General features: G+C 70.3%; 29 protein-coding genes. 26 read left to right on the plus strand and 3 right to left on the minus strand.

Going from position 1 to position 22,847, the window contains the following annotated elements:
• The first annotated feature begins 726 nt into the window (after window positions 1–726).
• From GA0074694_RS31680 to GA0074694_RS15305, 26 genes are all read left to right on the plus strand, one after another.
• On the plus strand, window positions 727–945 hold the full coding sequence (locus tag GA0074694_RS31680) for an HNH endonuclease (RefSeq protein WP_176737962.1): 219 nt from the start codon (window positions 727–729) through the stop codon (window positions 943–945).
• A complete protein-coding gene (locus GA0074694_RS15185; protein ID WP_091459279.1) occupies window positions 945–1,352 on the plus strand; it encodes a hypothetical protein in 408 nt (135 codons plus the stop codon). The genes GA0074694_RS31680 and GA0074694_RS15185 overlap by 1 nt, the downstream gene beginning before the upstream one ends.
• The gene (locus GA0074694_RS15190) at window positions 1,352–2,962 is read left to right on the plus strand and encodes a hypothetical protein (protein ID WP_091459281.1); all 1,611 of its coding nucleotides are present in this window, start codon (window positions 1,352–1,354) and stop codon (window positions 2,960–2,962) included. Before GA0074694_RS15185 ends, GA0074694_RS15190 begins: the two co-directional genes overlap by 1 nt.
• Window positions 2,955–3,176 carry a hypothetical protein gene (locus GA0074694_RS15195; protein ID WP_141714150.1) on the plus strand — a complete coding sequence of 74 codons (222 nt, stop codon included), beginning with the start codon at window positions 2,955–2,957 and terminating at the stop codon, window positions 3,174–3,176. The genes GA0074694_RS15190 and GA0074694_RS15195 overlap by 8 nt, the downstream gene beginning before the upstream one ends.
• Window positions 3,173–4,555, plus strand: coding sequence for a phage portal protein (locus GA0074694_RS15200; protein WP_091459285.1), 1,383 nt, complete (start codon window positions 3,173–3,175; stop codon window positions 4,553–4,555). Before GA0074694_RS15195 ends, GA0074694_RS15200 begins: the two co-directional genes overlap by 4 nt.
• Entirely contained in the window at window positions 4,552–5,343 is a 792-nt protein-coding gene (locus GA0074694_RS15205) for an HK97 family phage prohead protease (RefSeq protein WP_091459287.1), read from the plus strand. Before GA0074694_RS15200 ends, GA0074694_RS15205 begins: the two co-directional genes overlap by 4 nt.
• Window positions 5,344–5,348: 5 nt before the next feature.
• Window positions 5,349–6,809: a phage major capsid protein gene (locus GA0074694_RS15210; RefSeq protein WP_176737963.1), complete on the plus strand. Its 1,461-nt coding sequence runs from the start codon at window positions 5,349–5,351 to the stop codon at window positions 6,807–6,809.
• 15 nt (window positions 6,810–6,824) lie between these two features.
• Window positions 6,825–7,478, plus strand: coding sequence for a hypothetical protein (locus tag GA0074694_RS15215; protein ID WP_091459291.1), 654 nt, complete (start codon window positions 6,825–6,827; stop codon window positions 7,476–7,478).
• A 34-nt stretch (window positions 7,479–7,512) separates the two neighbouring features.
• Window positions 7,513–8,040 carry a head-tail connector protein gene (locus tag GA0074694_RS15220; RefSeq protein ID WP_091459293.1) on the plus strand — a complete coding sequence of 176 codons (528 nt, stop codon included), beginning with the start codon at window positions 7,513–7,515 and terminating at the stop codon, window positions 8,038–8,040.
• Window positions 8,041–8,098: 58 nt separating this feature from the next.
• A complete protein-coding gene (locus GA0074694_RS15225) occupies window positions 8,099–8,497 on the plus strand; it encodes a DUF6093 family protein (protein WP_281190024.1) in 399 nt (132 codons plus the stop codon).
• A complete protein-coding gene (locus GA0074694_RS15230) occupies window positions 8,497–8,916 on the plus strand; it encodes a hypothetical protein (protein WP_091459297.1) in 420 nt (139 codons plus the stop codon). The genes GA0074694_RS15225 and GA0074694_RS15230 overlap by 1 nt, the downstream gene beginning before the upstream one ends.
• Window positions 8,913–9,320: a hypothetical protein gene (locus tag GA0074694_RS15235; protein WP_091459299.1), complete on the plus strand. Its 408-nt coding sequence runs from the start codon at window positions 8,913–8,915 to the stop codon at window positions 9,318–9,320. The genes GA0074694_RS15230 and GA0074694_RS15235 overlap by 4 nt, the downstream gene beginning before the upstream one ends.
• Window positions 9,321–9,346: 26 nt before the next feature.
• Entirely contained in the window at window positions 9,347–9,553 is a 207-nt protein-coding gene (locus tag GA0074694_RS15240; protein WP_091459301.1) for a hypothetical protein, read from the plus strand.
• Entirely contained in the window at window positions 9,550–10,056 is a 507-nt protein-coding gene (locus GA0074694_RS15245) for a phage tail tube protein (protein WP_091459303.1), read from the plus strand. Before GA0074694_RS15240 ends, GA0074694_RS15245 begins: the two co-directional genes overlap by 4 nt.
• Window positions 10,053–10,619 (plus strand): hypothetical protein, encoded by a 567-nt coding sequence (locus GA0074694_RS15250; protein WP_091459305.1) that lies wholly within the window; start codon window positions 10,053–10,055, stop codon window positions 10,617–10,619. The genes GA0074694_RS15245 and GA0074694_RS15250 overlap by 4 nt, the downstream gene beginning before the upstream one ends.
• A gap of 74 nt (window positions 10,620–10,693) precedes the next feature.
• A complete protein-coding gene (locus GA0074694_RS15255; protein WP_091459307.1) occupies window positions 10,694–10,978 on the plus strand; it encodes a hypothetical protein in 285 nt (94 codons plus the stop codon).
• A gap of 3 nt (window positions 10,979–10,981) precedes the next feature.
• Window positions 10,982–13,243 (plus strand): hypothetical protein, encoded by a 2,262-nt coding sequence (locus GA0074694_RS15260; protein ID WP_141714152.1) that lies wholly within the window; start codon window positions 10,982–10,984, stop codon window positions 13,241–13,243.
• A gap of 4 nt (window positions 13,244–13,247) precedes the next feature.
• Window positions 13,248–15,266, plus strand: a complete 2,019-nt coding sequence (locus GA0074694_RS15265) for a poly-gamma-glutamate hydrolase family protein (RefSeq protein ID WP_091459211.1) — start codon at window positions 13,248–13,250, stop codon at window positions 15,264–15,266.
• Window positions 15,263–16,378 carry a DUF5047 domain-containing protein gene (locus GA0074694_RS15270; protein ID WP_091459213.1) on the plus strand — a complete coding sequence of 372 codons (1,116 nt, stop codon included), beginning with the start codon at window positions 15,263–15,265 and terminating at the stop codon, window positions 16,376–16,378. The genes GA0074694_RS15265 and GA0074694_RS15270 overlap by 4 nt, the downstream gene beginning before the upstream one ends.
• On the plus strand, window positions 16,378–17,070 hold the full coding sequence (locus GA0074694_RS15275) for a hypothetical protein (RefSeq protein WP_091459215.1): 693 nt from the start codon (window positions 16,378–16,380) through the stop codon (window positions 17,068–17,070). The genes GA0074694_RS15270 and GA0074694_RS15275 overlap by 1 nt, the downstream gene beginning before the upstream one ends.
• Before the next feature lie 15 nt (window positions 17,071–17,085).
• Window positions 17,086–17,643 carry a hypothetical protein gene (locus GA0074694_RS15280; protein ID WP_091459217.1) on the plus strand — a complete coding sequence of 186 codons (558 nt, stop codon included), beginning with the start codon at window positions 17,086–17,088 and terminating at the stop codon, window positions 17,641–17,643.
• 10 nt (window positions 17,644–17,653) lie between these two features.
• Window positions 17,654–17,899: a hypothetical protein gene (locus GA0074694_RS15285; protein ID WP_091459218.1), complete on the plus strand. Its 246-nt coding sequence runs from the start codon at window positions 17,654–17,656 to the stop codon at window positions 17,897–17,899.
• Entirely contained in the window at window positions 17,896–18,840 is a 945-nt protein-coding gene (locus GA0074694_RS15290) for a peptidoglycan recognition protein family protein (RefSeq protein WP_091459220.1), read from the plus strand. Before GA0074694_RS15285 ends, GA0074694_RS15290 begins: the two co-directional genes overlap by 4 nt.
• Window positions 18,837–19,103: a hypothetical protein gene (locus GA0074694_RS15295; protein ID WP_091459223.1), complete on the plus strand. Its 267-nt coding sequence runs from the start codon at window positions 18,837–18,839 to the stop codon at window positions 19,101–19,103. The genes GA0074694_RS15290 and GA0074694_RS15295 overlap by 4 nt, the downstream gene beginning before the upstream one ends.
• Window positions 19,100–19,336: a hypothetical protein gene (locus GA0074694_RS15300; protein ID WP_141714141.1), complete on the plus strand. Its 237-nt coding sequence runs from the start codon at window positions 19,100–19,102 to the stop codon at window positions 19,334–19,336. Before GA0074694_RS15295 ends, GA0074694_RS15300 begins: the two co-directional genes overlap by 4 nt.
• 60 nt (window positions 19,337–19,396) lie before the next feature.
• On the plus strand, window positions 19,397–19,660 hold the full coding sequence (locus GA0074694_RS15305; RefSeq protein WP_091459227.1) for a hypothetical protein: 264 nt from the start codon (window positions 19,397–19,399) through the stop codon (window positions 19,658–19,660).
• A 121-nt stretch (window positions 19,661–19,781) separates the two neighbouring features.
• Here the strand turns inward: GA0074694_RS15305 and GA0074694_RS15310 are convergent, their stop codons facing one another.
• The 3 genes from GA0074694_RS15310 to GA0074694_RS15320 form a co-directional block, all read right to left on the minus strand.
• Window positions 19,782–20,195: a hypothetical protein gene (locus tag GA0074694_RS15310; RefSeq protein WP_141714143.1), complete on the minus strand. Its 414-nt coding sequence runs from the start codon at window positions 20,193–20,195 to the stop codon at window positions 19,782–19,784.
• Window positions 20,192–20,542, minus strand: coding sequence for a GNAT family N-acetyltransferase (locus GA0074694_RS15315; protein WP_141714145.1), 351 nt, complete (start codon window positions 20,540–20,542; stop codon window positions 20,192–20,194). The genes GA0074694_RS15310 and GA0074694_RS15315 overlap by 4 nt, the downstream gene beginning before the upstream one ends.
• A gap of 301 nt (window positions 20,543–20,843) precedes the next feature.
• On the minus strand, window positions 20,844–22,799 hold the full coding sequence (locus tag GA0074694_RS15320; RefSeq protein WP_091459233.1) for a P-loop NTPase family protein: 1,956 nt from the start codon (window positions 22,797–22,799) through the stop codon (window positions 20,844–20,846).
• Window positions 22,800–22,847: the final 48 nt, after the last annotated feature.

Consider the following 22,847-nt stretch of genomic DNA (forward strand, 5'->3'; position numbering starts at 1 on the left):
GAGGCAGGTCACCCAGGGTGAGGGGGGCGGGGTGGCGACGCAAGATCAGTCGGCCTCCGGACCCCCGGGGCCAGGCTTCTCCGGGTGGCGACAGTTCCCACATTTCAAGATCGCTAACTGATGGTTAGGCACCCCACGGCCTGATCACCGTGGGTTAGGAAGCCCCGAGTCTCCCGGCTCGGGGCTTCCGCATTCCCGGGAGATTCGAGATGAACGCTTGCGTCGACTGCAACTCACCCGCGCCCGGTCTTCGGTGTGCTGATTGCGCTGCCGAGGTTGAGGAGTCGCCGAACTGGCGCGCCGTTGAGCCTCTCCGCAGGCGAACAGCGGGATGCGGTCATGAGATCCCGGTCCGCCGAGGCCGGGTGCCCAGACTCTGCGCTTCCTGCCAGCAGCTGCCCCGCACTGTGCGAGCTGCGCGCCCCGCTCGGCCCTGCGAACGGTGCAGCGCGCCTATCCGGTCCTCTCGCCGAGAGGCTCGGTTCTGCTCGCTGTCGTGCAGCTCGACGAGCCGCACGGGAAGACCGGAAGTGCAGCGAACGAGGCTGCGACGAGAAGCACCGCTCTGCTGGCTTGTGCCGTCGCCACTACCGCCAGAAGAACCGCAGCAAGTGGAGCGACGGCAACCCGGAGACCCGGAGGGCGCGTGAGCGCGCTAAGACGCACCGGCGCCGAGCGGTCGGCCGGTACGGAGATGTGACGCCCGCGATTGAGCGGGAGCTGCGCGTGAAGGCTCGCCGCTGTCCGTTGTGCGCCGTCCGGATGACGGACCAGCCGTATCTGCCGGCCAGCAAGGAACTCGACCACATCGTGCCGCTCGGTGTAGGCGGCACCCACACGATCGGCAACGTCCGAATCATCTGCCGCGCCTGCAACTTGAAGCGACCGAAGGACGGCGGCGACTACGCCGGTCCCGTGACCCTCTTCGCCTTGGAGGTGGCCTGATGCCGAACCCTCCGAAGATGGACCCACAGCGGGGCTCTCGCGGCCGTGGCGTCATCACCCTTCCCGCCGCCGGCCGCAAGGGCGACCCCCCGCCGTGGCCGTTGCCCGGGCGGATGGCCGCCGCCGAGCGTGAGGCGTGGGCGCAGTTGTGGGCCACTCCGCAGGCGGTGGCGTGGGAGCAGCTCGGTTGGACGCGCACCGTGGCCCGTTACTGCCGGGTGATGGTCGCCTCCGAGGAGCCCGACGCGATCGCGGCGCTCCTCGCCCAGGCCGTCGCCCTGGAGGACCGGCTCGGGCTGACGCCGAAGTCGATGCGGCTGCTGTTGTGGCAGATCGCCGAGGACGAGGTCGGGCAGAAGCGCGAGCAGTCCGCTGGCGCGCGGGGGCGGATCAAGGCGGTCGGCTGATGCCGTGGCGTGGCCCGAACGAGGAGGGCGAGTTCCCGACCCTCGGCTACGACGTCGGCGAGTGGATCGAGGACAACGTCGTTGTCCCGGACGGCTACCAGCGTGGTGAGCCGTACCGGCTGACCGACGAGATGTGGCGGTTCCTGGTCCACTACTACCGGCTGTACCCGCACGCGGGGCCGTGGCCGGCACCGGACGCGCTGCGGCACTACGGCGGTCAGCTGCGCCGGTCGCAGAAGTGGGGCAAGGACCCGTTCGGTGCGGCGATCATCCTGGCTGAGGCGTTGGGTCCGACCCGCTTCGACGGGTGGAACGCCGATGGTGAGCCGGTGGGGGCCCCGTATCCGACGCCGCTGATCGTGTGCCTGGGCACGTCGGAGGATCAGACGGACAACACGTGGCGTCCGCTGCTGTCGTCGGTGCGGAACGGGCCGCTGATCAACCTGTCGGGCATCGACGCCGGCGAGACGAAGGTGACGCTGCCGGGCGGCGGGAAGATCGAGCCGGTGACGACCAGCGCGAAGTCGCGGCTGGGTGCACCGCTGACGTTCCTGACGATCACCGAGTCGCACCTGTTCACGTTGCAGGGCGGCTACCGCAAGGTGTGCGGCGCCGTGAAGCGGAACGTGGCCGGTATGGACGGCCGCTGGTTGGAGCTGACGAACGCCTGGGATCCGACGGAGGGTTCGGAGGCGCAGGTCACGGCGGAGGCGAAGGACGATCGGATCTACGTCGACACGGTGGAGCCGAAGCGGGTCGACGACCTGGCCGACGATGAGGCGTTGTACGCGGAGCTGCTGCGCCAGTACGGCGACAGCGCGCGGGAGCGCGGCGGCTGGGTGAACATCCGGGGCCGCATCGTGCACGAGGTGCGGTCGTCGCGGCACATGGAGGCTGACCGGCGGCGGTTCTTCCTCAACGAGATCGTCGTCGGTGAGTCGGTGTTCGTGGACCCGGTCCGCTGGGATCTGTTCGCCCGCGATGACCAGCTGCGCCCTGGTGACGGGATCGCGTTGGGGTTCGACGGGTCGAAGTATCGGGATGCCACCGCGCTGGTGGCGTCGCGGCTGTCCGACGGCCGGCTGTTCGAGCTGGGTGTGTGGGAGCGGCCGGCGGACGCGGGGCCGGACTGGAAGGTGCCGTCGGCGAAGGTCGACGAGCGGCTGCGTGAGGTGTTCAGCGCGTACGAGGTGGCGTTGATGTTCGCCGACCCGTACCGGTGGCAGGACTACCTGAACGCGTGGGCGGCGGAGTGGCCGGGCCGGGTGGTGGAGTTCCCGACGAACGTCGAGCAGCGGATGGACAAGGCGATCGAGCGGTTCACGACGGGCTTCGCCGCTGGTCAGATCACCCATGACGGGTCGGAGACGCTCGGCAAGCACTGCAAGAACGCCGTGTTGGTGAAGGGCTCCCGGAAGAAGCCCCGCCCCGGTGAGGAGCAGGACATCGCCACGCACTACCTGAAGATGGCGAAGCGGGGCGAGGGGATGCTGATCGACGCGGCGGTGGCCACGGTGCTGGCGCACGCGGCCCGCGGTCGGGCCATCGAGGATGGGGCGCTGACCGCGCCCGGACAAACCGAGGTGTGGGCGGAGTGGCTCGATGTCTAAGCGCAGGCCGAAGCGTCGAGTGAGCCGCGCCGCTCGGGCCCGCAGCGGCTACTTCCTGGGGCTGCTGCTGCTCGCTGTCGGCTTCGGCCTGGCGCTGAGCGTCGGCTGGGGTCTGGTCGCCGCCGGTGTGGGGCTGATCGCGTACGTGGTGCTGCTGTACGACGTCGACGAGGCGGGGCAGGTCGATCCTGAGGGGGAGGTGCGGTTGCGGTGACGAACCTGCTGCGCGCCGTCTCCCGGTCGCTGGCGGCCCGCCCTGCGGAGCGGCACGACGACTGGCACCTGTTCCAGGGCAACCAGTACTGGAACAACGTGCTGACGTCGTGGGAGCCCAACCATGAGGGCATCGGCTCGGACTTCGCGAACCTGGTCGGGAAGGCGTTCAAGGGCAACGCGATCGTGTTCGCCTGTGAGCTGACCCGCATGGGCCTGTTGTCGCAGGCGCGGCCGGCGTGGCGGCGGCTGCGGCGCAGTGGGCGCGGCGGTGACCTGTTCGGCAACGACGACCTGTCGGTGCTGGAGAACCCGTGGCCGGGCGGCACGTTTGCTTCCCTCGCGTCGCGGATGGAGTTGGACGCGGCGTTCGGTGGGACGGCGTTCGTGGGTCGCCGCCAGGAGCGCCCTGACCGGCTGCTGCGGATGCGCCCTGACTGGGTGACGATGGTCCTCGGCTCGGACGCCGAGCCGGATGCTGAGGCGCAGTTCGCCCTCGACGCCGACTTCCTGGGGATCATGTATCACCCGGGCGGGAAGGGCTCCGGCCGTGAGCCGAAGGTGCTGCTGGCCGACGAGGTGGCGGTGTGGGCGCCGATCCCGGATCCGATGGCCGCCTACCGGGGTATCCCGTGGCCGACGGCCGCGCTGCGAGAGGTCGACTCGGACGTTGCGGCGACGATGCACAAGGCGGCGTTCTTCGAGCGTGGCGCGACGCCGCAGATGATCCTGTCGCTGGACCCGTCGGTGAAGCGTGAGGAGTTCCAGAAGTTCAACACGACGCTGGAGTCCCGGCACGCTGGTGTGTCGAACGCCTACCGGACGTTGGTGTTGCAGGGCGTCACCCCGCACGTGGTCGGTAAGGATCTGCACCAGCTGGACTTCAAGGTGACGCAGGGCGCGGGTGAGACGCGGATCGCCGCGGGCTCGGGCGTGCATCCGGTGGTGGCGGCGCTGTCGGAGGGCATGGCCGGTTCGTCGCTGAACGCGGGCAACTTCAAGGCCGCGTGCCGGCTGGTCGCCGACCGAACCCTGCGCCCACTGTGGGCGTCGATGTTCGCGTCCTTGCAGACGATCATGTGGGAGAAGCCGTCCGACGCGGAGCTGTGGTACCCCGAGCGGGAGATCAGCTTCTTGCAGGAGGACCGCAAGGACGCGGCGGAGATCGAGCAGTTGAAGGCGCAGACGATCGGCGCGCTGGTGCGGGAGGGCTTCGAGCCCCGCTCGGTGATCGCGGCGGTCGAGGCCGAGGACATGAACCTCCTGGTGCACTCGGGCCTGCTGTCCGTGCAGTTGCAGGCGCCGGGCTCCGCGCCCCCCAAATCCAGTGGTGGCCTGAACGGCGCCCGACCGGCGATCACAGTGGGAGGTAAGCCGTGAGCGAGTTCATCCGGGCCGTCGCCCTCGATGACATCCGGATCCGCTCCGGCGGCACCGGCCGTACCGTCGAGGCGTACGCCGCGATCTTCAACGAACCAGCGGAGATCATCGACCAGGACGGCCACTACTATGAGGTCAACTCGCCGGTGGCGTTCAACCGCACGATCGCCAACAGCAAGGGCCGGTTCCCGGTGGTCTACCACCACGGGCTGACGCTTGCGGGCACCGCGTCGGAGCGCGGCAGTGTTCCGATCGGCGTCTCCACCGAGGTCCGCGCCGACAAGCGGGGCGTGCTGACGGTCAGCGAGTACGGCCGCTCGGAACTGGCTGACGAGGTGCTTGAGGCGATCCGCCTGGGCGCCGTGACGGCGCAGTCGTACGGTGGCCGTTTCATCCGCTCCGACGTGCGCAGGCCGCCAGGCGGCTTCCGGGCCGACCCCGACGGCAAGCTGCGCACTGTGACCCGCCTTGAGGTCGCGATGCGCGAGTTCGGGCCGACACCGTTTCCCGCCTTCGCGGGCGCGGCCATCACCGGTATCCGGGCGCAGCAGGTACTCGGTGCTCTGCTCACTGCCCCGGCGTCCCGCCGGCAGGCACTGCTCGACCATCTCGACCACCTGGCCACTCCCCTCGACGAGGTGGACCCGGCCGAGGTGGACAACACCGGCACCCCGGACGTCCCGGGCTCCGCCGGAACCGTGACCGACGACCCGCCAGCACGGCACTCCCGGTCCGTCCCTCTGAGCATGCGCGTCCGCGCTGCTCGTATCGCCCGAGGATGGGAGTGACCCTGATGGGTTTGAAGCGCGCGGATGAGATCCGCACCCGGATGGAGAGCATCCGGGCTGACCTGGCAACCCTGGAGCAGCTCGACCGGAGCGGCGAGGCCGACGAGGCGGCGCACCAGCGTCTCGACGACCTGCTCGCCGAGGCCGACCTGCTGGCCGAGGAGCTGAAGCCCCTCGCCGAGCGGGAGGAACGCATCGCCCGCGTGCAGCGCGCGTCGCTGAACGAGGCGAACCACGACGAGCCCGTCGACGAGCCGCACCGCAGCGAGCGCAGCATCGCCGAACGCGGCGTCCCCGAGTTGGGGCGGCGCCGGTCGATCCGCAACCCGTACGAGAACCTCGACGCGATCCGCGCCGGCCTGGCCGACCCCGCCGACGTGCGGGCCCGGGCGGTCGCCGCGATCGAGCAGTACGCCAACCGCACCGACCACTGGGCGCTCGCCCACGACGGCGCGGAGCAGGCCACCAAGCTGGTCGAGAAGACCGGCGCCCGGTTCGGTACCGCCGTCGCCCGGCAGATGCTCATCACCGGCACCCCGGAGTACCTGGCGGCGTTCCAGTCGTACATGGAGGACCCGGGCGGCATGTCCTCGCGGGCGGCCCTGTCGCTGACCCCGGCCAACGGCGGCTACCTGGTGCCGTTCACCCTCGACCCGACGATCATCCTGACGAACAACGGGTCGGCGAACCCCTACCGGGCGTACGCGACGATCAAGACGACCGCCACGAACGACTGGAACGGCGTCACCTCGGCCGGTGTCAGCGCGGAGTGGACGGCGGAAGGCATTGAGGCCGCCGACGCGACCCCGACGGTCGGCCAGTTGAAGATCACCCCGCAGAAGGCCGACGCGTACCTGTTCGGCTCCTACGAGGTGCTCGGCGACTCCGACATCGCCCAGCAGCTACCCGAGCTGCTCGCCGACGCGAAGGACCGGCTGGAGGAGTCGGCGTTCGCTGTCGGCACCGGCACCGGCCAGCCCAACGGTGTGCTCGCCCGGGGCACCACGCTCGCCGCCGCCGCTGGCACCGCCGCGACCGGTCCGACCGCCGCGTCGGTGTACTCGCTGATGGGTGCCCTGCCGGCCCGCTGGCGGGGTCCGCGCGCCAACAACGTGTGGCTGGCGAACCTGACCACCATCAACGCCCTGCGTAACGTGCCGTCGTTCACGGGCTCGACCACGTCGATCGTGAACGACTCGGGCCCGGTGCCGACGCTGCTGGGTAAGCCGCTGCTGGAGTCGACTAGCGTGGCCGGCGCGTTCGCCAACGGAGCCAAGGTGCTGGCGTTCGGTGATATGCGCCAGTACTACATCGTCGACCGGGTCGGCATGTCCGTGGTCTACGACCCGGTGGTGCTCGGCGCGAACCGCCGCCCGACCGGACAGGGCGCCTGGTACGCGTTCTGGCGGGTCGGCGCGGACGTCTCGACGGCCGGCGCGTTCCGCGTCCTGACCCTGACCACCTGATCGGAGAGCTGACCCATGGCAGACACGCAGCGCAGCGGCGAACGTGCCGCTGACAAGGCGGAAGCGAAGGCGGACACCCGCACCGCCGCCGCGAAGGCGACCTCCGCCCGGGCGTCGCAGGACACGTCCAACTCCCGCACCACCGCGCAGGCGGAGGGCGAGCAGCGGATCGCCGGCGACGCGTCCGTGACCAACGCCCCCGTCCGCGGCGACGTGATCGTGACGGAGGGCCAGTCGGCGCCGTTCGCCACAAAGCCGGACGACGTGCCGGTCGACCCGCGCAGCGGCCAGCCGTTCAGCGAGTCGAACAGCGACGGACTGAAGGGCACCCACGGTGAGGAACTGCTCGCCGCGACCGGTTCGGTCGTGCCGGGCGTCGACCCGGCCCGGATCCCGGCGGAGGTCACCCCGGGCGTGAGCCCGGACGCCGGCGGCGACAAGCTGTTCGCGGCGGCGCTGGCGAAGGCCCCGAGCCTGACCCGGGAGTTCGTCGACAAGATGGGCATCGACGACGAAACCCTCGGGCAGATCGCCCGCGGGGAGATCCCGCCGCCCCCGATGCCCGGCCCGATCTACACGACGGACATGTACCGGACCCCGGGTGGCTACCAGCAGACCCCGCCCGGTGTGCCGCCGGAGGACGTCGGCAAGAACGCCACCACCCGCTGACCGAGACAACCGCACAAGGGGTAGGGGGCCAGCGATGCCGATGTACGCGACGCCTGAGGAGCTGGCCTCCTACCTTCAGCAGGATCTCGACGAGCCTGCCGCGACGCTGGCGCTGACACTGGCGTCAGGCGACTTCGCCCGCGCCGCCGACGCCGCTTTCTCCCCGACAACAGCCACGTGGACGGTGCAGGGCGGGCCGGGCACGAACATCGAGATCCCGTACCGGCCGGTGACCGAGATTTCGCAGGTGCGACTCAACGGCAACGTCATCACCGGGTGGACGCTGCGCCACAACGCGCTGTGGCGTTCGGCGGGGTTCGGCACCTGGTACGCGTTCCCACCGGACGTCGTCGAGGTGGACCTGACGTACGGGTACACCACCGTCCCCGACGACGTGAAGAAGGCGGTGCTGGAGATCGCCGCCGGGATGTACGAGCACCCCGGTGACGCGGCCTCGGAGTCCATCGACGACTACACGGTTCGCTACAACGGCAAGCCGATCACGGCAGGGCGGCCGTGGTCGGAGGTCGCCGCCGACTACCGCGGCATCCTCATCGCCTGATCAGCCAGGACGCCGCACGGCGTGGCCGTGCGTGCGTTGACCGTGGAAGAGGGCTGACATGTCCCTGGTATCGGCGCTTGCTCGAGGCAGGCGCGCGGCGGAGCGGCTCATGACCGACGGGTGCGAGATTGAGACGGTCACCGGGTCTACGACCGACCCGGAGTCAGGTGAGGTCACGGACACCGTCGAGCAGGTGTACGCGGGCCGCTGCCGGGTGCAGCAGGCCACCACGACGGCCGGGGAGACGAACGTCGGCGAGGCGGAACTGCTGATGTTGTCGCGCGTGCTTCAACTGCCGGTGGCGACCTCTCCTGGTGTTCGTGCCGGCCACCGGGTGCGGATCACCGCCTGCGCCAACGACCCCGACCTGGTGGGCCGGCTGTTCGTGGTCCGGACCGAGTTCGCCAAGAGCCACGCCACGTCACGGCGTCTGGGTATTCAGGAGGCGACGAGCTGATGCGCATCGACGTGAGGACGTTCGGCGCTGACCGGCTGGTCGCCGAACTGCACGACGTGCCAGAGGGGGCGCACCGCAACGTCGTGAAGGCCACGCAGGTTACCGCCCACCACATCCGGGACACCGCGCGCGAGCGTTCCTCGGGCATCGCGCACGCCCCCCTGTACCCGTACACGATCAGCTACGACGTCAACGACCGCGGTGTCGGCGACGGGGTGGACGCGGAGATCGGCCCGGACCGCGACAAGGTGATCGGTGGCGGCCCGAAACGCACCCCCGGGCACCTGGACAACATCTTCGAGTACGGCACCCCGAACAGCGCGCCGATCCCGCACGTCAACCCGGCCCTGGACAAGTGGGCGCCGGACTTCGAGCGCGGTCTACGGATCGCCGCCGAGCAGGCGTTGGAGCGGCTGTGAGCGACGACCCGCACGCCACGGCGTTCCTGTCCCTGCTGCGGGCTGTTCCCGGCCTGCGGGTGTTCCCCGACGGGGAGGGCGGGACGCCGACGGCGACCACCGCCCTGCCGTACGTGGTGGCGTGGATCAGCGTCCGCTACGACCTCGGCCCGACCATCGAGGGCCGGTCGAGCCGGGGGGTGGCCACCGCGACGGTGCACTCGGTCGGCGCGAACGACACCGCCGCGCGGATCACAGCAGGGAGGGTGCGGGTCGCGCTGCTCGACGTCGTGCCAGCGATGACGGGCCGCAGACCGTACCCGATCCGCCAGGATGCGTCGTTGCCGCCGGACGTGGATGAGTCCACGGGCCGGCGGGTGTTCGACCAGATCGACCAGTACCGCTTGGAATCTCTGCCGGGCTGATCCGGCACCACACCTGAGGAGGAGTCGTGCCGGACCTGGTGCGCATCCGCGACAAGAGCAACAGCACCGAGTACAGCGTCGGGGCGCGGCGGGCCGAGCAGCTCGTGGAGCGCGGCGGCGTCGAGATCGTGAAGGACGGCGACGCGGCGGACCGGCTGGGTCGTGCCCTGCCGCCGTCGGAGACCACCAGCAAGAGCAAGACCTCGACCGCGAGTAAGGAGTCGACCCGATGACGTCCCCGCTGCCCACCTCGGTGCCGTCCGACGGCACCCTGCGCATCGACTTCGTGCCGACCATCGCGGTCCGCACCGCCCCGACGGTGGCGGAGGTGTCCGCGGTCGGCGCGCAGGAGTTGGCCGGCTACGTCACCGGCGACGGGTTCACCCCGTCCGGTGAGCAGGCCACCGTCACCGACGAGCGGATCGCCTCGACGCAGACGTTCGAGCAACCGGGCCGCAAGTCCAAGAGCCTCACGATGACGTACGTGCACAACCCGGACGACCCGACGAACAACGAGGCGTACCTGACCCTGGAGGAGGGCGTGACCGGGTACATCGTCACCCGCTACGGGGTGCCCCGCGCCCAGGCGTACGCCGCCGGCGACATCGTCGACGTGTGGCCGATCACCGCCGGTGAGCCGATGAAGAACTGGAACGGCGCCAACTCGGTGCACACGGCCACGCAGCGCCTGTTCGTCACTGGTGACGTGGTCATCGACGCGGTGGTCGCGGCGTGACCGACCCGAATACGCTGCTGACCGGCGCGCGCCTGCCGGAGGATGAGGTGTCGATCTGCACCCGCCCGGATCTGGCCGGCGAGTGGCAGCAGCTCGCCCAGGCCGTGGCGGCGAGGAAGCTGAAGTCGGCGGCGGACCCGCGGCTGGCCGGCGACGGCACCGACGAGCAGGTCCAGCGGATGGAGACGCTGCGGGAGCAGGTGGAGGCCGCCACCGTGGTGTTCCGGCTCCGGGCGCTGCGCCGCAAGGTGTGGCTGGACCTGGTGGAGACGCACCCGGCCCGGCAGAGCGACGAGGAGGACGCCCGGATGGGCGTCAACCGGGAGTCGTTCCTGCCGGCCCTGGTCCGGGCGTCCACCGTCGCACCCGAACTGACCGACGAGACATGGGCGGCGCTGCTCGACCCGGACGGCGAACTGCTCACCGTCCACCAGTGGCGGCAACTGTGGCGGACCTGCTGGAACCTCAACGTCCAGCAGGTGGACCTCCCTTTCTCCGTGGCCGGATTGCTGCCGAACCCGAACTGCGGCGGCGAGTCCGGCTCTCCCGAACCCTCGGCGTAAGCCTCCGCCGCCTGGAGGGCTGGGAGCCGGCGACGGTCTACGAGTACGACGACGCTGGCCGACTGGTCCGGTCGGTGCCGGAGTCCGAGTGGAACGCCGAGCAACTCGCGTGGCTGGAGGCACTCGAGGAGCACGAGGCCGGGCTGTGCAGGTGCGGGGAGCCGCTCGCCGAAAGCACCAAGCTGGAGCACGACTTCAACAACCCGCAGGCCACGGCGGTCTACCTGCCGGTCGAGGGCACGCCAGTGCAGTGTCACGCCTGCGCCGCACTCCACCGGTCAGAGAAGGCGACAGCCGACCTAAATCCGCAGCATCCAGGGGCGCTGATCCACGCGGTCCGGCTCGTACCGAGGGGGTGAGTGGTGGCCCGCATCGTCAAGGTCGGTCTCGACGTCGACGAGGGCAAGTTCGTCAAGGGCATGGACCGGGCCGCCGGCGCGGCGGACCGGCTCGAGGACGCCCTAGACGACGTCACCGACTCCGCCCGGGACACGGCCACCACCACCGAGCGGGCCGCCGAGTCGACCGAGGATCTCGGGGACTCCGCCCGGGACGCTGGCCAGGGCCTGAACCGGCTCCGCGCCGACGCTGAGCGGCTGGACCGGCAGATCGACGAGACCTCGCGCGGAATCCGTGATCTCGCGCGGGCTATCGCCGCCACCTCCGACGAGGCCGAGCGAGCGGACCTCAACAAGCAGCTCAACGTCGAGCGGCGCAACCTGCGGCGGCAGACCAACCTGCGGGAGTTGCTCGACGTCGACTCGGCCGACGACATGGGTGCCGAGCTGGCCGAACAGGTGTCGATGTCGTTCACCCAGCGGATCGGCCCGCTGCTGGCGCGGGCACCGCTCGGCCCGGCCGGCGCAGCGGCTGGCGCGGTCCTGGCGGCGGGGCTCGCCCCCACCCTGGGTGCCGCTGTCGCCGGTGCGGTGGCTGGCGGTGTTGCGGGCGGCGGTGTTATCGGCGGTGTCGTCTTGGCCGCCCGCAACCCTGCGGTCAAGGCCGCCGGGAGCGAGCTGGGTCAGTTCATCATCGGTGACCTTGAGCAGCGGGCGTCGGGGTTCACGCCGGTCGTTCTGGATGTCATCGACGACATCCGGGCCGGCTGGCGGTCGCTGGGCCCGGACCTGGACCGGATCTTCCGGGCCAACCGGTTCGTGGATCCTCTCGTGGACGGCGCTCTGTCCGGTGCCCGCAAGGTGGTCGCCGGGGTCGCGGACGTGATGGACAGCGCCGACCCGGCGGTGGATGCGCTGGCTCGCGGTTTCGACCGTCTCGGGGACGCCGCTGGCGACACCTTGACCTTGCTGTCGGAGGACGCCGACGAAGGCGCGTCGGCCATCGACAGCTTGACGACGGCCATGTCCAACCTGGTGAGAGTGTCCGGGGAGGCGGTGCACGCGCTCGCCCAGGTCAAGGGGGCCACGGACGAGCTTGCTGCTTCCACGGACACCGCCATTGACCGGGGCCGGTACTGGCTGGAGGACTGGATGTCCTCTGGCGGCGCGTTGGAGAACTTCAATATCCAGCTTGACCTGACCGCCGACGGTTTCAAGGCGGGCAGCGCGGAGGCTGAGGCGTACCGCAAGGCGACTCTGGGCACGGCCGAGGCCGCTGATTTCGCCACGTTGAAAACGGCGGGGATGACCGATGCGGAGATCGCCGCCGCCGACGCGTCGGGCCGGTACCGGGCGCAGGCGGACCGTGCGTCCGAGGGGGTCCGTGGGGTTGGTGACGCGGCCCGGGATGCGCTACCGCCGGTGCAGACGTTCACGGATTTCCTGGATCAGTCCACCGGACGTGCCTTCACCGCGCTTGAAGCGAACATGCGGATGGCGTCGGCGTTCCGCGAGCTGGGTGAGGCGGCGAAGGAGGGTGCCGGTAAGGGCATCAACGAGAACACGGAGGCCGGGGAGCGTAACCTTCAGATGCTGATGGCCGCTGCCAAGGCCGCCAAGGAGAACGCTGCGACGATTCGGGAAACCACCGGCAATCACCAGATGGCCTCTGAGGTGATTGAGCAGAGCCGCGCGAAGTTCCTCGCCGCCGCCGACGCGATGGGCGTCGAGAAGGGCCGAGCTGTTGCGCTGGCGAACAGCCTTTTCGGCATCCCGAACATCAACCGGACCGTGAAGGCCGACACGGGGCCCGCGCGTAGTCAGGTCAGCGCGTACAGGCAGTGGCTGGCGTCGGTGAACCTGGACAAGACCAGCACGGTGCGGCAGCGGATCATCGCCGAGCAATACACCGCCCGGGGCGGGCCCCGCGAGTTCAACCGGTGGGGTGGCGTGTACGAGCACGCGGCCGAGGGTGTGCTGCGGGAGGCGCAGATCGCCGCCCCGGTCTCCCCGGCCCGGTACGCGTGGGCGGAGCCGGCCACGGGCGGCGAGGCGTTCATCCCGCGGCACGGTAACCCCGAGCGGAGCCTGGACATCTTGTCGCGGGCGGCCCGCTGGTACGGGCAGCAGATCATCCCGGCCACCGCGTCGCTGACCCAGTCCGCAGGGACCACCGAGGTGCGGGTGTTCATCGGCGACCAGGAGTTGCGCGGGATGGTGCGGGTCGAGGTGGCGGACCACAACCGGGGGCTGCGGAGGCGCGTGAGCGCCGGGGCGGGGAGGTAGACGCGTGCCTGACCTGTATCCGAACTACGCCGCGCTCGCCGCCGCGAAGACGGAGGGTGTGGACTACACGCGGACGGCGATCCGGCCGACCGGGTCGACGTGGGCGGCCATCGCCATCCACGGCGGTCTGATCGAGGCCGGAGCGGGTCCGGTCGCCCGCGCGGTGGCTGGCGACCGGATGGCGTTCTACGAGTTCGCGGGGATTCAGCCGGCGAACAATTTCGCCGAGCTGCATATCACCAGCAGTAATTTTGATGAGCCGATGTGCGAAAGTCTCGTCGCCGCAGCCCACCGGGTGATCAGCTTTCACGGGTACACCGGCACGACTGGGGTCGCGGAAACGCTGATCGGGGGGCTCGACGCCGGTCTGCGGGATCGCATCAAGGCGGCGTTGGAGCTGGCCGGGTTCGTGGTCACCATAGCCGCCAGTGAGCTTGCGGGCGCGGATCCGACGAACATCTGCAACGACGGGGCGACCCGGGCCGGAGTGCAGATCGAGATGTCCCGCGCACTGCGGGAGTCATTCTTCCCGGGCGGGGACCTGTCGCTGTCCAGCCTGACCGGCACCGCCCGCACGGCCGTGTTCGACGCGTACGTGGAGGCCATCCAGTCGGCTGCGGTGCTGTCCCTCACCTACGACGACACCCTGTCGCGGGTGCGACTGGCCGGGGTTGCCCCCGGCATCTGGGACACGTTCACCCGGGCCGTCACCGACGGGTGGGGCGTGTCCGACTCGGGTCACACATGGCTGACCGTGGGGGCTGCGACCGCGTTTCAGGTGGCCGATGGGGTCGGTAAGCACGTGTTGGGATCGGTCAACGTCTCCCGCTGGTCACTGACCGGGTGGGCGGCCGACTCGGACCGGTCCGCGACCGTCTCCACGGATGCCCTGGCCGTTGGTGGAAGCCAGTTCGCGTCGCTGGTGGCCCGGTCCACCGACGACGGGGCGACCTGCTACCTGGCCCGCCTGGAGTTCAGCACGACGGCCGGGGTGATCCTGACCCTCCGCAAGCGGCTCGCCGGCACGGAGAGCCTGATCGTGCAGCACACCACTGGCCTCACGCACGTCGCTGGCGCCATGCACGGCCTGCGGTTGCAGGTGGTCGGGTCGAGGCTGCGCGCGCGGGCGTGGTTGGCGTCAGGTGAGCAGCCGACTACGTGGCAGATCGACCAGACCGACGCCAGCATCACCGCCGCCGGACGGGTCGGGCACCGGTCCATCCTGTCCAGCGCCAACACCAACACCCTTCCGGTCACCGCAAGCTGGGACGACGTGACCAGCTACGGCACCGCCGTGGTCGAGCGGTCCACGGACTCGATCCGGTGGACGACGGTGCGCGGTGGCCTGGACCGTGACGGCACCGCCGGGGCTGCGGTCCGTGCCGATGACTACGAGTTCGCCGATCGTGCGGCGAATTTCTTCCGGGTGCGCGTCTACGACCCGGACAGCGGGCGCACCCTGGGGGCAGAGACCGACCAGATCACCCCGACCCTGGCCGGGGTGTGGCTCAAGTCCCTCATCCGGCCGTTCCTTAACCGTGTCGTGTCGGTGCGGGGGTACGGCGAGGTAACCCGCCGCAGCCGGGCTGGCGTGTTCGACGTGATCGGCCGGTCCTACCCGGTGGCGGTGACCGATGTGCGCGGATCCAGGCAGTGGGTACTGGAGGTCGTGACAGACACGGCGGACGACGCCTCCGACCTGGACCTGGTGCTGGCGTCCGGTGATGTGCTGCTGGTGCACGTGCCCGCCGCGTCGGGCCGGGTCAGCGCGGTACCGGGCGGCTATGTGACGGTCGGGGACGTCCGTGAGATCACCCCGCCGACCGTCGACCTGGTGCAGCGGGTGTTTGCCCTGCCCTGCGTGGAGGTCGCGGCACCGGGCCCGGACGTGGTCGGGGCGACAGTCACCTGCCAGACGGTGCTCAACACGTACGCGACCTGCCAGGACGTGCTCGACGCCCACGACACATGCCTCGACCTGCTGGAGCTGGTGGGCGACCCGGCCGATGTGGTGGTGCCATGAGACCGGTCAGCGAGCGTTTCCTCCGCGCTCTGCGGGGCTCGCATCGCATGGTGGTGCAGGCACGTGTGGTGGCCCCCGGCTCGACCGGGGTCAACCCGGACGGCACGGACATTCCGATCCTCGACGGCGACGTGCAGATGGACGGGTCCGCGCAGGTCCGCTCCACCCTCGATCTCACCACTGAGGGGAGCTTGTGGCCGACCCGCGCGTCGAGTCTGCTCGCCCCGTACGGCAACGAGTTGTTCGTGCGGCGGGGTGTCCGCTACGGCAACGGCGTCACCGAGTGGGTGTCCCTCGGCTACTACCGGATTTATACGCCGGAGCAGGATGACGCCCCGCGCGGCCCGATCCGTGTCATGGGCCGGGACCGCATGTCGGGGATTGTGGACGGGCGGATGGTTGCCCCGGTCCAGTTTCCCGCCACCACCACCTACGGGCAGGTTATGTCCACGTTGGTGACGGACATCTACCCGTGGGTGACCATCGAGTGGGACGACAGTACCGCCGACCAGCAGATCGGCCGGCAGATCATCGCCGATGATGACCGGTATCAGGTCCTCCACGACCTCGTCACGTCGGTGGGCAAATCGTGGTGGTGGGACCACCGGGGTGTCCTCGTCATCCGCACACCCGTCTCCTCCGCTCAGCCGGTGTGGGAGGTCAACCACGGTGAGGGCGGGGTGCTCGTCAAAATCGGCCGCAGGCTGACCCGGGAGGGCGTGTACAACGGGGTGATCGCGGTGGGCGAGGGCGCGGACACGTCCACACCGGCACGGGCCGTCGTCGTCGACAACAACCCCGCCAGCCCGACATGGTGGGACGGCCCGTTCGGCAGAGTCCCGCGTCGGTACTCGTCGCCCCTGATCACCTCGCAGGGGCAGGCGGACATCGCCGCCGCGTCGCTGCTGACCGCCCAACTCGGCCTGCCGTACGCGGTGGATTTCACCGCAGTGCCCAACCCGGCGTTGGAGCCGGGCGACCCGATACGGGTCCGATACCCGGGCCGCTCCGAAATCCACGTCATCGACCGGCTCACCGTTCCGCTGGCTCCAGGTGAGGCGATGCCCGCCTCCACCCGCCAGCAGACCACCATCCTGCTCGGGAGGCTCTAGTGTCGTACCCGTCCGATGACCTGGTGCCGCTGCTCGTCCCGCAGCCCACCGCCGGGGTCCAGCTGAGGCAGGGCATTGTGCGGGCATGGGATCCGACGACAGCGCAGAGCACAGTCGAGGTCGACGGGGTCAACGTCACCGACCTACCGGTCCTCAACACCACCGAGGTGCTGGTGCTCGCCCCCGGTGACACGGTGGCCATCCTCACCACCGGGCAGGCTGCCTCGTCGTGGGCGATCCTCGGCCGGCTCACCATCCCCGGCTCCCCGGCTGCGGCGTCGGCCCTGGACGCGATCCGCACCACGTCGGAAACGGTGGCCGCCTACGAGACGACGTCCTCGTCCACCTGGGGGGACCTGGCCACCCCCGGGCCGGTCGTGTCGGACGTGCTGATCGGCCCGTCCGGTAGGTGCCTGGTCCTGATCACGTCCACCATCACCATGCTCGTCGCGGCCGGCGGCGGGGAAATGGCCTACGAGATCAGTGGAGCCACCACCGTGCCGACGGGTGACACCCCGCCGTCGCTGGCCTACTACGGGCCCGCCGGGTCCGGACCCACCGCCACCCGGCTGGTACTGCACGAGGGCCTCAATCCGGGCCTGCACACGTTCACCGCGCGCTACGTCTCCGAGATGGATCCCGGCGGCGAGGCACGGTTCGGCGGCCGGAACCTGACAGTGATCCCCCTCTGACCACGGAAGGACATCATGGCTGGAGAAACGTCGATATACGGCCTGCCGTACCTGGAGCCGGATGACCCGCCGGACATCGCAGGCGCTACCCAGGATCTCGCCGAGGCGGTCGAGACGGAGCTGCAGCGCATCGAGTCGACACCGCAGCCGGTCGACGCGCACCAGGCCGCCAACGACACGACGTCGTCGCAGGCATACCAGCCGGGCACCACCCACGGGACAGCGTTCACCGCCCCGCCTAGCGGCCGGGTGTACATCACTGTCTCCGCCTCGCTGGGCACCAACGCCGTCACGTCCGTAGCCGGCTCCCTGCTGGCGTTCGAGGTGCGCATCGGCAGCTCCGTCGGATCCGGCACCGTCGCCGTGACCGCCGACGACACCCGCGCGGCAGGCCCGTGGCGGCCCAACAACTCCGACGTCGGCTACAAGTACTCGCCTGCCGAGCGGCGGACCCTGGTGCCCGGACTGACCCCGGGCGGTGCCTACAACGTGCGGTCGCTGTTCCGCAGCGACACGTCGGGTGCCACGGCGGCGGTGCTCAACCGGTATGTACTCGTCGAACCGTCTCCATAGGGAGGAACTGATGTTCTCTATCGAAGAGTGGCGGCTCTCGGGCTGGCTGCTCGCCCGCCGCGACATCCCCGAATCTGAGCGTCAGGGGCTGCTGGACGCGAACCTCGCCGACGGGAACGTGTACTCGCAGGACGACCCGACGCCGGAGCAGATTCCGCCACCGCCGAAGACCGTTTTCCGGTTCGTTGACGCCCCGGTCATCGAGGAACCCGTCGAGATCCCAGAACCCCCCGAGGTTCCCGAGGAGGGGCAGTGATCGTCTCTGGGGTCAGGTACGTCGCCGGACGTAACGCCTACAGCGACCGGGACAGCACGAAATGCGGCATCGCGATCCACAACACCAGCAACGACGCGAGCGCCGAGCAGGAAGCAAGCTACGCCACCAGACGCACAGACGAGGTCAGCGCGCATTTCTACGTCGACGCTGACTCGGTGATCCAGTCGCTGGACACCCGGGCCCGCGCCGGTCACGCCGGTTCCAGCACCGGTAACGAGAACGCCATCGCGGTGGAGATCACCGGGGTCAACGGCTGGACCAGGGAGCAGTGGCTCCAGCGGGTGGCGTGGGACCGGCTCGCCCAGGTGCTCGCCGTCGTGTGCCGCGAGTACGACATCGCCCCCCGCCGCGCCACCGTCGTCGAGATGACGTCCAACCCCCGGGTCCGGGCTTTCTACGGCCACGACGACATGCGCCGGGCGTGGGGTGGCACCACGCACACCGACCCCGGCCCCAACTTCCCCTGGGACCACCTGCTGACCAAGGTCCAGCACGCGCTGGCCGGAGAGGACGACGACATGCCCAGCGCCGATGAGGTCGCTGCCGAGGTGTGGAGCCAGCCGTACCGCGACTACAACCTGCCGCCGGTCGACGGCAAGCCGGCGGTGCGGCCGACGTCCGCGATCCTGCTCGACGCCCGTACCGACGCAGCCCGCACCCGAGCTGAGGTGACCGCGCTCCGCAGCGAGGTGCGGGCCCTGATCGACGCGCAGCAGGGTGTCGACGGCCGGGCGATCCTCGCCCGCCTCGACGAGCACGCCCAGGCCGAACGGGAGCGCGACGAGGCCGCCGCCCGCCGGGACGCCGACCTGCTCGCCCTCGTCCAGCAGGGACAGGACGGGACGCTCGACGCGGCGGAGGTGCTCCGACGGATGGGCGAGCTGCTCGCCACCGCCGGCCAGGGGCAGGCACGTGAGTGACGCTGCAGCAACGCATCCCGCTGGTGCGGGACCTCACCACGCTCGCCGCCGGGGTGGCGGGGTTCGCGTACGCGTTGAAGACGGGCGCGGACTGGCCGGCGTTGCTCGTGAGCGCCGCGCTGATGGCCGGGCCGGGGGTCGTGCATCTGCTGCTGGCGGGGCATACCCCGGGCGCAGCGTTGTCGTCGGCGCCAGCATCGCCGGCACCGCCCTCGCCCTCGCCGCTGCCCTCGTCCGCGCCCTCGGCGGGTGATCCGCGGTGAGCCCGTACAGGCGGCCTGTCCCGGTGTGGTACGCGCTGCTCGCCGTCCTAGTGTCCGTGCTGGCCGTGTCGGGGGCGGGTATCTGGTATACGCACCGCGCGCAGGCCGACGCCGATCAGCGGTGGTGTGAGCTGCTGACTGTGCTGGCGGACCGGAGTCCGCCGCCGGAGACGGAGCGCGGCCAGCGGATCGCGCTGGAGGTCGCCGAGCTGCGCGCCTCGCTTGGCTGCTGACCTGACCAACCTCGGCCCGGACCGCGCTGGTCCGGGCCTCGTCGTACCTGGAGGCACCTCATGGAGTACGGACCCACCCAGCCCGGCAGCACCGTGCCGGCCTCGCAGAGCACCGAGCCGCTGTGGACCGTCGGCGGCATCACCGCGGCGGTCACCGCGACCCTCGCTCTCCTCGTCGCGTTCGGCCTGGAGGTGACCGACGAGCAGGAGACCGCGATCCTCGGTGTGGTGGCGGTGGTCGCGCCGCTGATCGTGACCGCGGTCGCCCGTGGCCGGGTGTACGCCCCGGCGACCGTGGCGCGGCTGCTGTCCGGTCGCCGGTAGGATCACCAGCGCGGTGCCCCCGTTGACGGCCGTCCGGAGGGTGCCGACCAAACAACCAGCGCCCCCACTCTGGCCTCGCGGCCGGGGTGGGGGCGCTTCGCTGTGTTCGGACCCGGGTGGATCAGCGGCGACCGTCACGAATCTGGTAGAGACGTGCCGGCTTGACCCTGGCAGCGTTGGCGATGTCGGCGCGCGGCAGTTCGGTGCGAAGGGCAGCGCGGATCAGCTCGTCGCGGCGGGCCACCAGCTCCGCGTGCCCCTCCTCCAGCTTGGCGATCTCGGCGGCGGTGTCGTCGATGTCGGACAGCAGGATTTGCGCGCTGGTGGCCACCGCACCGACCATGTACGACTCGGCGATTGCCTGCGAGACGACCTCGACGCCGGATGGGGTGAGGGTGCGGGTGTCGGCATCCCAGAGGTCGGGGTCGTCCGCGATCTGGTCGACCATGACGGCGACGGACTCGAGGGCGGCGGCGAGGGTGTCGATGTCGTGGCGGTCCTGGATGGCGCGGGCAAGGTCGTCGATGCTGGTCACCACTGGTCTCCGTCTTCGTCGGCGTACAGGTTGGCGCAGCAGGTGTTGCAGTCGGGCATGACGAGTCCGCCAACGCGCTCGGCGAAACGGTTGCCGTCGTCGGTGCGGTGGCTGACGGGCGCGTGGAAGATGTCGATCTCGCTGGCGGCCTGCTGGTAGAGGGCGGTGGCGTGTCCCTGGCCCCGGTGGTCTTCGTGGGTCCAGACGTTGAGGATCTCGCCGGTGGCAATCTCGACCCACAGCTCCGCGATGCGCTCGCCGTCGATGGTGATGGACCAGAGGTGATCGATGCGGGTTTCGCCGGGGTAGGTGTCGAGGGTGCGGGTGATGGTTGCCGTCGCCGTCATGCCCATAGCGTATAGCGCGCTTTAGGGGCCTGTCAAGCGCGCTATAGAAACGCCCCCACTGCCTGCGTGGCGGTGGGGGCGCTTCGTGCTGTCCGAGCCCGGACGTCGGTGGCCTGCTGGTCGGGCACCCCACCGCCCTCGGGCGTGGCCGGTGCCGTCGGAGTGGCCGCGTCGACCCGGTCAGCGTGCCGGCCCTGCGGCGGGTGGGGCAACCCTCGACGCCGCGCCTGTGGATAACCCTCGCATCTTGTGGACAGCAGAGCGCCCCGCCACCGTGCTGGTGGCGGGGCGCTTCTGGGTGTCACGCGGCGAGACTGTGCGCCTTCTCCGTTGCCGTGTACCGGGCCGCCGGGCCCTTGCCGGTCTTCGTCAGGTAGCCGTGCGCCTGCAACTCGGACGCGAGTTGGTAGAAGCGGCTCGACCCCAGCCCGACGGCCTCCATGACGTCCTTCGGCTGCTGACGGCCACCGCCCACCGCGTCGAGGATCCGCCGGTGGCTGTCGGACAGGTCGAGCGTCGGCGGCTCCATCGACCCCGGCCACACCGGGAACACCACGTCCTCCAGCAGTTCTGCCACGACCTGCGGAGGGACGCCCGTCGCGGTGGCTGCCGCAACCGAAGGTGACACCGGCGGCGGGGTGTGGATGCCGGCCTGTCGCTGCTGGCGGCGCTTCAACGCCTCCGCCTTCGCCTTCACCCGTACAAGCTTCCGCTCGTCGTAGGCCGGACCGAATGCAGCAGCTTCCGGCGGGGACAAGGACAGCCAGCGAAGCTGCTTCGGCAGAGTCTCCACCTGCTCGTCGGTGACCCGAAAGCCCCGGAACGCCGCACCACGCGACTCGTCGACCATGCGGGCGTAGCCGGGGATGTCGGGGAAGTCACGCGGATCGTAGGGCAGCTTGAGCACGTCCTTGATCGACCCGCTCTTGATGCGCAAGACCACCCCGTTGCCGGTGAGGAGAGCGCCTCGCAGTGCGTCGGCGGCGTCGCCGGTGCCGAACGCCCGGTTGAGGTTGGCGGACTGAGTGGCGGCGATGACCGCGAAGCCCACCTTCCGGAACTCGGTGATCATGTTGGCGACCGTGTACTGGATGTCGTCGTGCTCGAAGAACTTGTGGCACTCGTCGATGACCAGGATCAGGCCGGGACGGTCCTCGGTCGCGGTGAACCCTTCCAGGTCGTCCAACAGCATGTCGTCGAAGCGGGCTTCGGCTACCAGGTGCAGACCAGCGAGCATCGTGCGGAGCTGGTCGGCGGTGCCGGCGAAGTAGTCGCAGTGATCGCGTAGCAGCTTCGACGACGCGCCGGTTTCGCCGTGCCCGTCGGCGAAGAACACCGCCGTCGGCGTTGAGGCGACGACCGACATGACGATGCCTTCCATCATGCGGGTCTTCCCCGACCCCTGAGCGCCGACGAGGAAACCGCCCCAGATGGAGTTCGACGAGTACACCCGCCACTGCGCGTACCCGTCCCCGTCGACGTGTGGGCCGAGCGCCACCTTGCCGGTCGTCGGGTTGTACGCCTCCGGGCCGGGCCACACGTTGTCGCGCTTGAGCACGGGAGCGGCTTCCAACACGGTCACCCGGATGTACGACTGGTCGCGGCTAGGGTGGTGCTCCACCACCAGCTCGTCGGTGGCGCGCAAGCCGAGGCCGGTGCGGATCTTCCCAGCCGCGCCGGTGACGGTGGCGAGCTCCTGCTTGCCGGGAACGAGCTGCACCGTGAACCGAGCACCACCCTCCACCGGTTTCTCGTCCATGGCCACGGAGCCGGTGAGGGCGGCACCAGGGCCAGCGAGGTTCGCCTTCCACCGCTGCACGTACGGACGCTCGTCGACCTTCCGGCGGGCGGGGCCGGGGTCGATGCGGTGCTCCCGCCACCAGTGCAGGGCCAGGCCGTACCCGAACGCCATGAGGATGCCGACCGCGCCGAGGCTGAGGCCGGTGACGGTGACTCCGGTGAGCCAGCCGGCGGCTGTGGCGATGAACGCCACCGCGCGGGCGGTGGCCTTCGGGCCGAACACCCGCCGCTTCCGGGACACGACCGCGGCGGCGACCACAGCGACGACGAAAGCGGTGCCGGCCACGAACTGCGCCACGGTGGCCTCGTCGCCGGTGAGGTGCACGGCGGTGCGGGCGGCACCGGCGGCGAGAACGAGCGCACCCACGGCGACGTGAGGTGCCCTCTGTGCGGACAGGTCCACGCGTCGTGCTCGGGTGGGGGCGTCCGGTCCGGACACCACGGTCTTGGTGGTCATCGTGTCTCCCTCGGGTGTCCCGGCTTCCACCGCACGGCGCAGACCGGG

The sequence above is a fragment of the Micromonospora inyonensis genome, assembly GCF_900091415.1.
Lineage (GTDB): Bacteria > Actinomycetota > Actinomycetes > Mycobacteriales > Micromonosporaceae > Micromonospora > Micromonospora inyonensis.

Excerpts from the sequence above, each read along its gene's own strand:
- GA0074694_RS15220 (WP_091459293.1), top strand. The coding sequence starts at position 7,513 with ATGCCGATGTACGCGACGCCTGAGGAGCTGGCCTCCTACCTTCAGCAG.
- GA0074694_RS15315 (WP_141714145.1), bottom strand. The coding sequence starts at position 20,542 with ATGACGGCGACGGCAACCATCACCCGCACCCTCGACACCTACCCCGGC.
- GA0074694_RS15305 (WP_091459227.1), top strand. The coding sequence starts at position 19,397 with ATGGAGTACGGACCCACCCAGCCCGGCAGCACCGTGCCGGCCTCGCAG.
- GA0074694_RS15280 (WP_091459217.1), top strand. The coding sequence starts at position 17,086 with ATGGCTGGAGAAACGTCGATATACGGCCTGCCGTACCTGGAGCCGGAT.
- GA0074694_RS15215 (WP_091459291.1), top strand. The coding sequence starts at position 6,825 with ATGGCAGACACGCAGCGCAGCGGCGAACGTGCCGCTGACAAGGCGGAA.
- GA0074694_RS15185 (WP_091459279.1), top strand. The coding sequence starts at position 945 with ATGCCGAACCCTCCGAAGATGGACCCACAGCGGGGCTCTCGCGGCCGT.
- GA0074694_RS15230 (WP_091459297.1), top strand. The coding sequence starts at position 8,497 with ATGCGCATCGACGTGAGGACGTTCGGCGCTGACCGGCTGGTCGCCGAA.
- GA0074694_RS15270 (WP_091459213.1), top strand. The coding sequence starts at position 15,263 with ATGAGACCGGTCAGCGAGCGTTTCCTCCGCGCTCTGCGGGGCTCGCAT.
- GA0074694_RS15285 (WP_091459218.1), top strand. The coding sequence starts at position 17,654 with ATGTTCTCTATCGAAGAGTGGCGGCTCTCGGGCTGGCTGCTCGCCCGC.
- GA0074694_RS15245 (WP_091459303.1), top strand. The coding sequence starts at position 9,550 with ATGACGTCCCCGCTGCCCACCTCGGTGCCGTCCGACGGCACCCTGCGC.
- GA0074694_RS15190 (WP_091459281.1), top strand. The coding sequence starts at position 1,352 with ATGCCGTGGCGTGGCCCGAACGAGGAGGGCGAGTTCCCGACCCTCGGC.
- GA0074694_RS15195 (WP_141714150.1), top strand. The coding sequence starts at position 2,955 with ATGTCTAAGCGCAGGCCGAAGCGTCGAGTGAGCCGCGCCGCTCGGGCC.
- GA0074694_RS15320 (WP_091459233.1), bottom strand. The coding sequence starts at position 22,799 with ATGACCACCAAGACCGTGGTGTCCGGACCGGACGCCCCCACCCGAGCA.
- GA0074694_RS15210 (WP_176737963.1), top strand. The coding sequence starts at position 5,349 with ATGGGTTTGAAGCGCGCGGATGAGATCCGCACCCGGATGGAGAGCATC.
- GA0074694_RS15225 (WP_281190024.1), top strand. The coding sequence starts at position 8,099 with ATGTCCCTGGTATCGGCGCTTGCTCGAGGCAGGCGCGCGGCGGAGCGG.